Source organism: Paenibacillus sp. 01L418, assembly GCF_056400045.1.
This window is the reverse complement of sequence record NZ_JBFTSN010000221.1, coordinates 1-10,651: the sequence shown is the minus strand read 5'-3', so window position 1 is coordinate 10,651 and position 10,651 is coordinate 1. Positions and strand designations below refer to the sequence as shown.

Genomic DNA, 10,651 nt, shown 5'->3' with positions numbered 1-10,651 from the left:
TATAGACACTAAAACGTCTGATTTTTATTTATTATTTTAAATTCCACCTTACGATCATCGGTATGAATAAACTTCACAAGCAATGAAATTTTATGATCTGCGTTTATGCTGCTCCAGTAAAATCGAGCCGTTTCATCCATTGAATCAAATAAAGGAACCTCCAGCGGTTCACCTTCAAAAGATCTCAAAATACCATTTTCTTCACCTTTATAAGTGTGAATGCAATGACCTATCCCTTTTGTAAAAGAGTCGTAATGAAAGAAATGACGGATGCAAAATGACGGATCGTTTTGCCTTGTTTTCAAAATGGACAAGCTGTACACAGCTGATTCAGTATCAATAATACCGGAAATACGCGGTGTATAATGGGGAGCATCCGGTTCAAACTTTCTGCTTTTTAATGCATCTTCAAACGTTTCTTTTTTGCCATAAGCTTCATAGATGGTTTCCGTCTGATCTCCATTGGAAATGATGTCCATCCCATTAATACTCTTTATCGGATTATAAATAATCAATGAAGGGTCTTCCATTTTTGCCGCATCATATGCTCTATTTTTTACAAACTGCTCCTTACGCTCAAAGATTCGGTTGCGACTGTTCACGCTTCTGCCCATTATCCAATACACTTGAGCAAAATGTTTTCCTGACGGGCTCATCCCCATGATTATCGTTCTACCAGGATACGGATTATTAAATAACTGATCTTCATAGGACTGCAACATACTCACCTCAACCTTTTTATTTTATCTGAAAATAAAAAAAGCATTTGATCATTGATCAAATACTTTGCCCAGGCGTACGACATATGAAATAGGTGCTCCCTCGTGGTCATCCACGTTTACGCCAGTTGCACCTACCTAAAATTTACATTTATTATAGTTCGATATCGCCAATGAAATCAAGCTCATTTACAGACGAACTATGAAAGTTAACGCGTATATTTTCTAACGAACTGTATCGTGCATATTATGCAGAAAACAAAGCGCTGCTGGATTCGCAAGCTGGTATTTTGATTGTTGAGCAATGGAAAAAGGGCTGTTCCAAAAGTAGAAAAATCTACTTTCAGGACAGCCCTTCTCTTATTTATACCTTATTTCACTTCAATTGATTTAACTGCGCCATTGTCGCCTTTTACTTGTACATATTGACCAACCTTCAGCTGCGAGGAGTCACCTGTGATGACTACACTTGGGTCAATGCTGAATGTAGTGACAACTGCCTGTGAGTTTTCATATCGAGTAATGAGAGAAACCGTCGTCAATTTCGCCTGATTGTTGAACGTTAATGTATTAATAATTCCGTTCTCCGAGAAAGCTGTACTAACAGGAGCCGACTTCGTTACTTCAATAAATACGATACGATTGAGATACGTACGAACGAGTATCTCATCCCCTGCTCGGAGTGAGCTCACTGGCGATTTTTTATCATCTCGGAAAATAAACACATTCGAGTCTAATGCTAGTGAAACCTCCGTGTTATCTCCTTTAACAACCGTCAACTTGCCATCAGCAGGAGCTGCTTTTAGCTTGCCAGTAATGGCTTGTGCATCATGATTAGGCATTTCCGTATCTGTACGATCGAGAAGCGCTGCCAGCTCTGCACGGGTTACTGGTTGATTTGGACGGAACGTTTTTCCATTCTTATCATTGTAGCCGGTAATAATGCCTTTCTTCAAAGCAAGAGCAACATAACCTACAGATCCAGCAGGGATCTCTTTTGCATCCTTAAAGTCAAGCTTCGTATTATTGAGCGCCTTCGCTTCGTCTTCCAGTTTAAGCGCTTTTACGAGAAGAATCGTAGACCATAGTCTTGTTGCGTTTGCTTCCGGTTTCACTTCCGATTCAGTCTCAGAGAATAGATCGTTCTCCAGCGCTACTGCAACGTAACCAACAGCCCATGGGTATTTTTTTGCGATTTTATCCCCGTCATTAAATTGCAAATCCGTTTTCATTTTATCAGCTGATTCCGCTTGTGAGCGAAGACCCATCAATCTGACAGCAGCAGTCAACGTTTCAATACGGTTGATTTTTTGATTAGGCTTAAATGTACCATCCTCGTAGCCAGTAAATACGCCCTTCGACGCTAACCGCATAATGTATTCCATAGCCCACTTCAGATCGTCTTCATCTTGGAACTGCCATGTTACTTTATGTTTATCGTCCTTGTCATACTTGTCATCCTTGTCCTCATGACGGCCTTTATCATCATTACGATCGCCATCATGCCCTTTGCCTTTACCGCCATCTGCAAAAGCTGACGTCGCACCGCCTGCAAGCATTAGCAGCGCAAGCGAAGAWATTGCTGTCTTTTTCCACATGGTTTGTTTCATCAAGAAAGCCACACTCCTTTTTCGATTGCGGGTTTTGCCGCATTTTTTACCTTCGCCCATACGTTTCGGGAGAGGCAGATCGATTTAAGAGGGTGGCTTTCAAAATAAATTTTTATGATTGTTCCTTATCGGCCTCGCGTTTAGCTTTAAGCCACTTAGGAGCACCTTTGTTTTTACCTTCGCGCTTTCGCTCCACTTTCTTAGGAGCAGGCTTCGCTGCTGGCTTTGGTTTCGGCGGAGCAGCTACTGCTTTCGTCTCTACAAGCTTCGTTTGTTTCGGAGCAGCAGCTGCACTTTTGTTCTCTACAGCTCGCTTCGTTTGCAACGCTTCTGAGCGATCTGCAAGCTTCGCTTCATGACGAGCCGCAAACGGTTTTGTTGCTTCTCGCAGCTCTTCCTCGCTAAGAAGCTTTCCTCTGAACATTGTCCGTTCTGTCAATTCGATGCCCAGCTGCTTGCGGAATTTCTCCATAATAAACAGCTCCTGCGGCGTAACAATGGAAACGACTGTACCAGGACGTCCCATACGGCCCGTTCGTCCTGCACGATGCACGTAATGATCCGCATCCGATGCAGGATCAAGCTGAATGACGAGCGGCAGACCTTCAATATCAAGGCCTCTAGCCGCAACATCCGTAGCTAGCAGCAGTTGGCAGCGACCCTCGCGAAAACGAGTCAATGTTGCTGCACGGCGCTGTTTATCCGCATCCCCATACAAAGCCTCAACAGTAAAGCCTTCATAGCTTAGCTTCGATTCCCAGTTGGAAATGTTGTCGGTATCATTTAGGAAAAGCAGCGCAGAGGTTGGGTTCAGCAAGCGAACAAGTCTTCTTGCCGTATCGGTTTTATCACGCTTATCGCTAACGATAAAATAATTATCGATCGTTTGTGATACGGTATGCTCCGGCGTAACCTGAATACGTTCCGGGTTTTTCATCCAGCGTCCTTCAAAACGAGCCATTTGATCCGGATATGTCGCGGAGAAAAAAGCAATTTGGTGCTCTTTACCGACACTATGCAAAATGATCTCGACCTCTTTTGTCGAGCCGAGCTGAAATACTTGATCCGCTTCATCAACTACAACATTTTTCACATCATTCAGCTTGAGCTTGCGCAGCTTAAGCAATTCGTGAATTCGCCCTGGTGTACCAATAACCAGCTGCGGGCGCAGCTTCAATTTCTCCACCTGCCGCTTTAATGCTGCTCCGCCAATCAATTGCTGAACGCGAATGTTCAGCGGCTCCGCGTACACTTCTGCTACACGAACAATTTGCATCGCGAGCTCCTGTGTTGGAGCCAAAATAATCGCTTGAATCGCGCTTGAATGCGAATTCAGCTTCTGAAGAAGCGGCAACAAATACGCAAGCGTTTTACCTGTACCCGTCTGYGACCTCGCTGAAACGTCGCTTCCTCCAAGCAATATCGGAATCGTATTTGCCTGTACATCCGTTGGTTCAATAATTCCATTTGCTGTGAGCTTATCCGACAGCAGTTCATTAATTCCTATTTCATACCATGTGTGCTTACTCATTTTTAATCCTCTCTCATTTAAACCTTTATTTTCGATTTAACATACCGCCGAATAGCCGATCAATGGTTCGCGGCAGCAATTGGTACAGTTTAATACCAAAAGCTGCGGTTTTCGGCAGGTCAAGCTCGGCTTTTCTCCGCTCGATTAAACGAATGATTTTTTTGACTACATATTCTGGCTTCATCATAAACCAATTAACATTTTTAACGTAAGAGCCGGAAGGATCAGCCAGCGAGAAAAAAGGCGTATCAATTGGACCTGGATTAACCGCAGATACCTGAATTCCCTGCTCCCGAAGCTCCATGCGAAGCGCATTAGTAAAGCCAAGCACAGCATGCTTTGTGGCTGTGTAGCTGGTTGATTTGGCAGTGCCTATTTTGCCTGCTAAAGATGCTATGTTTACAATATGTCCGCTTCCTTGCTTCACCATATGAGGAACAACTGCCTTCGTGCAGCGTACGATGCCTAGGTAGTTCGTGTCCATCATTTGCTCAAAGCTTTCCACATTCATGCTCATAAAATTCTCGAATTTGCCGTAGCCAGCGTTGTTCAGCAATACATCTATTTTACCATATTCCGCAATGACAGCTTCTACTGTTCGCTTCACCTGTTCATTATCGGTCACGTCCATCTGATAGAACGAGCTTTTCCCCTTTATTGCAGCGGAAATCTCCTTTAGCTTCGAGATGTTGCGTCCAGTCAAAACTGGGATCGCCCCCCGCTCAGCCAGCATTTTAGCCATTAACGCTCCGATTCCGCTTGATGCACCGGAGATGAAAATCACTTTGCCTCTTAACATCCATCATCACCCATTTACAATTTTACTTGATTGGTATTGCAGACGCAAAAAAAGCTCCCTAAGGAGCCATTTCTATGCTAAGATGCGATTAAAACTTGGATGTCGAGTTCTCCAATGCCTTCCATTATCAGTGGAATCGTCAACGCTTTTTGTGCGGTGAAGCCAGCTGACTGAGCAGACTGGATAACCTTCGGCGGTGTAATATCTACTCTCACCCCTTGATTAAACAGCATCGTACTCGCATTTCCGCTAATCATATTGCCAAGCTCAGAAATAGCACTCTTCACGATTTCGTCGATTTCAGAAATTACGTATCCGCCCATCATCGCAGAAACCATTTTCATAGCTACCTCTTCGCTAAGCCCGAATACAATGTCACCGTTCATCTGTCCGTTGAGCCCAATTTGAATCCAAATATAGTTCTCTACAAACTTGATATCCTTGAGACCTAGTTCTCCAGTCGCTGGACGTATTTGAACGACTTGCTCAATCACGATTTTTGCAGATTCAAGAAACGGGTTAATGTACTCTGCCTTCATAATGAAGATACGCTCCTTTTCGACAAAATTCGCGCTTTGTCTTGTTTAATTTATATTATACTTAATTCACTAGGACAAGTATACTATAAATAAAATATATGTATCTTTAGAACTATATTTTAAAACGAAATCTGTAGAATATTGATAGGAATGGAGGTCCTCTTCTATGCCTAACGTATGGGCTCACTTCATTTTTGGACAACTTGTATTCGAGCGGCTTGGCGAATGCGCACTAATTGAATCAGATGAGAAAAAAAATATATTTAACATGGGATGCCAAGGACCTGACTTTTTGTTCTATCATCGTTTTTTCCCTTGGCAGCGCAGCCTAGCCTTAAATCGTTTAGGAACGGAAATGCATAATCGCAATTGCGGACCGGTACTTGTCGAAATGCTGGATAGTGTCGTCGGCAGACCCGCCTGCCCTAAACGTCCTGATTCTTCTATCYTATACACACTAGGATTCGTATTGCATCACATACTTGATCGTAATCTTCATCCTTATGTATTTAGCAAATCAGGCTTTCGCAAATGGGATCATCAACGTTTTGAAATTATGATGGATACGATAATAGCGCGTGAGCTTTGGGGTATTGAAACGTGGAAAACTCCAGTCTGGAAGCATATCGATACGAAGGGAGCATTTCCTGCACCCATAGTGGACGCTTTCGAGTCGATTGCTGCCCTTTATTATGAAKAGCTTGCCCCGCTCATTAAACGTGAGGATTGGAACCAAGCGAATCGTGATTTCACTGCCGCGCAGCGTTTATTTCATGATCCGACTGGCATACGAAAAATACTAACATTTGGGCAAATCGAGCCTTTTACTTATAAAAGAGGGGCTATGCCCTTTGACGTATTAAATGTAGAAGAGCAGCCTTGGCTTGATCCTGTGGACGGCGCCACCTATCACAATGAGAGCGTTTGGCAGCTATGGAATCAAGCGTTAGATGATGCTGTTGAGGTTGTAAGCGCTATCCTCATTTGGCTAAGAGCCTATGAGCAGCCGCAGTTTACAAAAGAGGAGCGTTATCATGTACGTCTCCTGCGAGAAGATGCCATCGCCCTTATAGACAATCGTTCCTATGAAACTGGACTTCATTGCGACTTTAATAGTACGATCCGTTTTGCAGACACGGTTTGGACTGACCAAATCGGAATTATGAAGGCTCCTTGAGTAATGAAGGAGCCTTCTCCTGTCTTTCTTTTCCCCCAAAAAAAATTATACAGCCTTGCTTGTCAGGCTTCTTCTAAAACGCAGCCTTATGAGCCTYAAGCGCTCATAAAGGACATCAACAGGCTTATTCAACTGCGAAGCTTCCAAAGTGCCATATACTTGCTGCAATACCGGCTTCAAATATTTATCGCCGACCAGCGAGAGAGCATCCCAGACCAGCTGCTGCTCATCATCTGGCATCTCAACGAGCTCCCGCGTAATCAGTGATTCCATATCGTAACCCTCTTGTTCTAATTGCTCGATTCGATCCATTAATTCGCGCCTTGACAGCTCTAGCTCCACGCCAAGCTGTTCAAGCGATCCACCCTGCTGTACCGCCGTCAAAATATGTTTTTTTGCCTGCTGGCGATCCATCTGAGATTTATATTTTGTTTCCTTTTGTTTATAAAGCCACTGCGTATAGGCGATTGAGTCTAATTTGTCACTTACCCATTGCAGCGGAAACTCGGTATCACGGTTAGCCTCACTTGTAATCTCCAGCACTTCTAATCCATAGGATGCATGCTTGGCGCTTCCCCAACCGGGAATTTGTGCTAATTCATCTGCCGTCTTCGGAACGAAGGCGCTGATCATCCACAACATGCGATTAGTAGCGACAAGATAAGCCGAACGCTTCTCAGCAATCGCTTTCGTACGCCGCCATTCACGAAGCTTCTGAAAAAGTTCTTGATTGGCATGAATCTCTCCGTAGCATTGAAGCATAGTTACGAAGCTGCCAGTTGTAGAACGGCGATCGTCCAGCATGCCATCGATAATAGGCGCGTACCCTTCCCCCATGACCCTTGCAATGCCATGACGGAATGCCACAATCATTTCCTCCCATGACGTTCCTTCAAACCAAGTGATCGGATCTTCGCTCTCCTCATTCAGCTCCACCCACAGCACTGCCCAAATGCCTTGATTCTCACAGATAGATAGCTGCGCGCTATCAATGCGCTGGCCTTCTCCAAGCTTCTCGAACGTGTTCAAAAATACGATTTGCATGTTTCTCATTCCTCCAATAAATAGATGTGGTCGCGAATCGGTTGAAGGCAAGGAAAGCGTCCGAACAATTAGGGAGAATGTCGGAAAACAACAAAAAGCACCTCCTCTGCCTGCGGCAAAGGAGGTGCTTCCTCACGTTTAATGATTCGATTGCTTTCATGCTATCATATTGATTTCTTTATTACAAGCATTTTGTTGTTGCAAAATCATGCTCTCAAACTTCCTTAATAAGACCAAACCTTTAATAATTACAGTACTCTATAAACTTTATAGGGTAGGAACTCTGAACGATACAAGGTAAAGTTTTGGTGAAGTCAATTTCTCAGGCATTTCCATGCAGTAAAAATTTAATATAAGGGGAGTAATACAAGATGTCGACGAAGCTGGGAACGGGTGCTTTTTTCACAGGAAACTACCGAAATTTGTTTAAGCTGTACGGTTACAGCCAAGAAGAAATTGAGAGACGTGTCGAGGATACTTGGGACAACCTGTTTGGCGGTAACGAAGAAACGCGAATCTATTACGAGGCTGGAAGCGATATGGGGTATCTGTTAGACACCGGAAACATCGATGTACGCACCGAAGGCATGTCCTATGGCATGATGATGGCTGTGCAGATGGACCGCAAAGATATCTTTGACCGCATATGGAAATGGACGATGTCTTACATGTATATGAGCGAAGGTGAGAATGCCGGTTATTTCGCTTGGTCATGCAATACCGATGGCACCAAAAGATCATACGGTCCGGCGCCCGACGGCGAGGAATATTTTGCGCTTGCTCTCTTCTTCGCATCACACCGATGGGGCGATGGCTCTGTTCCTTTTAATTACGGAGCGCAAGCTCGGAACCTGCTTCACAGCTGTGTGCATAAGGGTGAAAATAACGACGGTTACCCGATGTGGGAGCCTGCCAATAAATTAATCAAATTCATTCCAAATTGCGACTATTCCGATCCATCCTACCATTTGCCGCACTTTTATGAGCTGTTTGCGCTGTGGGCTAATCCAGAAGACCGCAAGTTCTGGAAAGAAGCTGCAGCTGCGAGCAGAGATTATTTGAAGCTGTCATGCCATCCGGTTACTGGACTAGCACCCGAGTACGCCTATTACGACGGAACACCCAACAACGAGCGCGGATATGGTCATTTTTACAGCGACTCGTACCGTGTGGCCGCCAATATCGGCCTTGACACGGAATGGTTCGGCGTCGATCCATGGCAGTATGATGAGGCGAACCGGATTCAAACATTTTTCTCAGGTATTGATCCGTCTGATTATAGACGTTATACGATAGCTGGCGAACCATTTGAAGAAAAATCACTTCATCCCGTCGGGCTGCTTGCCACAAACGCGATGGCTTCGCTTGCCAGTTTCGAAGGACCRCACGCCAAAGCTTGCGTTGAATTATTTTGGAACACGCCGCTTCGCACAGGCGACCGCCGCTATTACGACAACTGCCTCTATCTGTTTGCCATGCTTGCGCTTAGCGGCAGCTTTAAAATTTATATGCCTACTGTATAGCGTTTTGTCTCATCGTAATTGAAAAAGAACGGCCTCCACTCCTTAATGGAGGGTAGCCGTTCTTTTTTCTCCTTACGGATTCTCAGCTTTAAAGGCTGCTCGCTTCTCTTCCATTACTTCCTTGCCGCCAATTTTCATATAATCCGCTACTTCCTTATCGTAAACCTTGTCAAAATCCGCTGGTTTCGCAGTTAACACTTTAACAAAAATTTCGTCGTCCTTTTCCTTCAGCGTTGTAGCGTACTTGATCTCCGATTGAATCGGTGTCACCACACGAGGTTTAATGATTCCATCCTTCGTTCCAGTCGCGATGCTTTCCACCGTAAAATCTTTGAAATTCGGATCGGACGCATTTGCTGTAATGTTCAGCAGCTCATCGGTTGTACTGACATATTTCCCGTTAAGAATGATACAGTAATCAAAATAGTTATATAAAGTCTGCTTCGCCTGATCGTTATCAAGCGTGATTGGCACGCCATCCTTCATCTCATAAGTTACGCCTTCCGTACCGTTCTGAAGGGCAATAATATTGTCCGTTTCAGCCATCCAATTCAAATATTTAATGGCCGCTTCAGCATTTTTACTTGCTTTTGGTACCATCATGTATATGCCATTTGGCGAATAAATAGGCTTTGGTGTCTTGCCGTCCGCGCTTGTGAACGGGTCGATTAACGCCAGCTTTGCATTCGGATCATTCTTTTGCAGCTCGGCGTAATAGCCCATATAAACCGGCTCATTGGTATTTGTTGTTGCCGAACCAATATACCCGTTCAGCAGGTTCTTCTGAAACTGCTGCGTATCCTTGCCCATATGGAGCGGAAAATCCGGATCCATAAGTCCCTCGTTGTACATTTTATTCAAGAAGCGGTATGCTTCCTTATTGCCCGGAATGAGCCACTCAGCTGATGCATAAAGATCCTCATCTGTGATTTTGTCCCATTCCCAGAACGAATATTGAATCGGATGCATATGGAAATAGTCGATCTGTCCATACGGAATCGCTTTATCACCGGATTTGCCAGGCTTTTTCTCTTTAAAAGCTTTCATCGTCTCATAGAACTGCTCCGTTGTTTTCGGCAGCGGCAATCCGAGCTCATCCAACCAATCCTGACGGATAAAAGTCGAGCTCTGAGGCTGAAGAACGCGCTTAGCTGGAATCGTATACTGCTTGCCATCGAATACACCATAGCTGAGCAGCTCCTCACCCAATACTTCCTTCAACTTTTGTCCATGCGCATCCAGCAGCGGACCAAGATCTGTCAGACCGCCGTTTTTTACGTATTGCTGTACCGTCGGCTGGTCATAAGTAAATACGATGTCAGGAGCCTGATTCGCAGCCATAAGCACGTTCAGCTTGTCTACCTCCTCTGAGCGAGGAACCGTAACAAATTCGACAGTAATATTATTTGGTTCACCAAAATTTTTCTGAATGTATTTTGTCATGTCGTTGTCGGTAATTTTCGGAGCGCCTGCCGGTGTATTGTTTCGGTCAAACAGCTCGATTCGAAGCTTAATTGGATCTCCCTTCGGCTTCTCGGTTGCTTCAGAGCCAGAATTGCTCGGTTTATTGCTTGCAGCATCCTTTTCTTTGACAGGCTCCTTATTTCCGTTTCCGCTGCTGCACGCAGACAACATGGATGTGATCAACAGCACTGCCATAAAGATTATCGTGAATTTACGCCTTGCTCTCCTCAACGCATTCAACTCCC

At 44.5% G+C, this 10,651-nt stretch carries 9 protein-coding genes and 1 riboswitch; of the genes, 2 read left to right on the top strand and 7 right to left on the bottom strand.

Features of this window, described 5'->3' with window-relative positions; translation table 11 throughout:
- Positions 1-8: 8 nt before the first annotated feature.
- The 5 genes from AC1DSE_RS22015 to AC1DSE_RS21995 form a co-directional block, all read right to left on the bottom strand.
- On the bottom strand, positions 9-722 hold the full coding sequence (locus tag AC1DSE_RS22015) for an IMP cyclohydrolase (RefSeq protein ID WP_477511022.1): 714 nt from the start codon (positions 720-722) through the stop codon (positions 9-11).
- Between the two features lie 59 nt (positions 723-781).
- Positions 782-861: riboswitch (ZMP/ZTP riboswitch) on the bottom strand.
- A 229-nt stretch (positions 862-1,090) separates the two neighbouring features.
- A complete protein-coding gene (locus AC1DSE_RS22010) occupies positions 1,091-2,329 on the bottom strand; it encodes an S-layer homology domain-containing protein (RefSeq protein ID WP_477511054.1) in 1,239 nt (412 codons plus the stop codon).
- 112 nt (positions 2,330-2,441) lie between these two features.
- Positions 2,442-3,860 (bottom strand): DEAD/DEAH box helicase, encoded by a 1,419-nt coding sequence (locus tag AC1DSE_RS22005; RefSeq protein WP_477511023.1) that lies wholly within the window; start codon positions 3,858-3,860, stop codon positions 2,442-2,444.
- A 25-nt stretch (positions 3,861-3,885) separates the two neighbouring features.
- Complete coding sequence (locus AC1DSE_RS22000; RefSeq protein ID WP_076267828.1) at positions 3,886-4,659, bottom strand: SDR family NAD(P)-dependent oxidoreductase; 774 nt, start codon at positions 4,657-4,659, stop codon at positions 3,886-3,888.
- Between the two features lie 77 nt (positions 4,660-4,736).
- Positions 4,737-5,198 carry a chemotaxis protein CheX gene (locus AC1DSE_RS21995; RefSeq protein ID WP_054028542.1) on the bottom strand — a complete coding sequence of 154 codons (462 nt, stop codon included), beginning with the start codon at positions 5,196-5,198 and terminating at the stop codon, positions 4,737-4,739.
- Between the two features lie 166 nt (positions 5,199-5,364).
- Here AC1DSE_RS21995 and AC1DSE_RS21990 point away from each other — a divergent pair, with 166 nt between their 5' ends.
- Positions 5,365-6,375, top strand: coding sequence for a zinc dependent phospholipase C family protein (locus AC1DSE_RS21990; RefSeq protein ID WP_477528186.1), 1,011 nt, complete (start codon positions 5,365-5,367; stop codon positions 6,373-6,375).
- A gap of 45 nt (positions 6,376-6,420) precedes the next feature.
- Here AC1DSE_RS21990 and AC1DSE_RS21985 read toward each other — a convergent pair whose 3' ends face one another.
- Positions 6,421-7,419: an HRDC domain-containing protein gene (locus tag AC1DSE_RS21985; protein WP_475447306.1), complete on the bottom strand. Its 999-nt coding sequence runs from the start codon at positions 7,417-7,419 to the stop codon at positions 6,421-6,423.
- 371 nt (positions 7,420-7,790) lie between these two features.
- Between AC1DSE_RS21985 and AC1DSE_RS21980 the strand changes: the two genes are divergently transcribed.
- Positions 7,791-8,942 (top strand): family 8 glycosyl hydrolase, encoded by a 1,152-nt coding sequence (locus AC1DSE_RS21980; protein WP_477511025.1) that lies wholly within the window; start codon positions 7,791-7,793, stop codon positions 8,940-8,942.
- 72 nt (positions 8,943-9,014) lie between these two features.
- Here AC1DSE_RS21980 and AC1DSE_RS21975 read toward each other — a convergent pair whose 3' ends face one another.
- On the bottom strand, positions 9,015-10,601 hold the full coding sequence (locus AC1DSE_RS21975) for an extracellular solute-binding protein (RefSeq protein WP_477511055.1): 1,587 nt from the start codon (positions 10,599-10,601) through the stop codon (positions 9,015-9,017).
- Positions 10,602-10,651 lie beyond the last annotated feature (50 nt).

Coding starts and splice junctions, on each gene's coding strand:
- AC1DSE_RS22015 (WP_477511022.1), bottom strand. CDS start 722: ATGTTGCAGTCCTATGAAGATCAGTTATTTAATAATCCGTATCCTGGT.
- AC1DSE_RS22000 (WP_076267828.1), bottom strand. CDS start 4,659: ATGTTAAGAGGCAAAGTGATTTTCATCTCCGGTGCATCAAGCGGAATC.
- AC1DSE_RS21995 (WP_054028542.1), bottom strand. CDS start 5,198: ATGAAGGCAGAGTACATTAACCCGTTTCTTGAATCTGCAAAAATCGTG.
- AC1DSE_RS21975 (WP_477511055.1), bottom strand. CDS start 10,601: ATGGCAGTGCTGTTGATCACATCCATGTTGTCTGCGTGCAGCAGCGGA.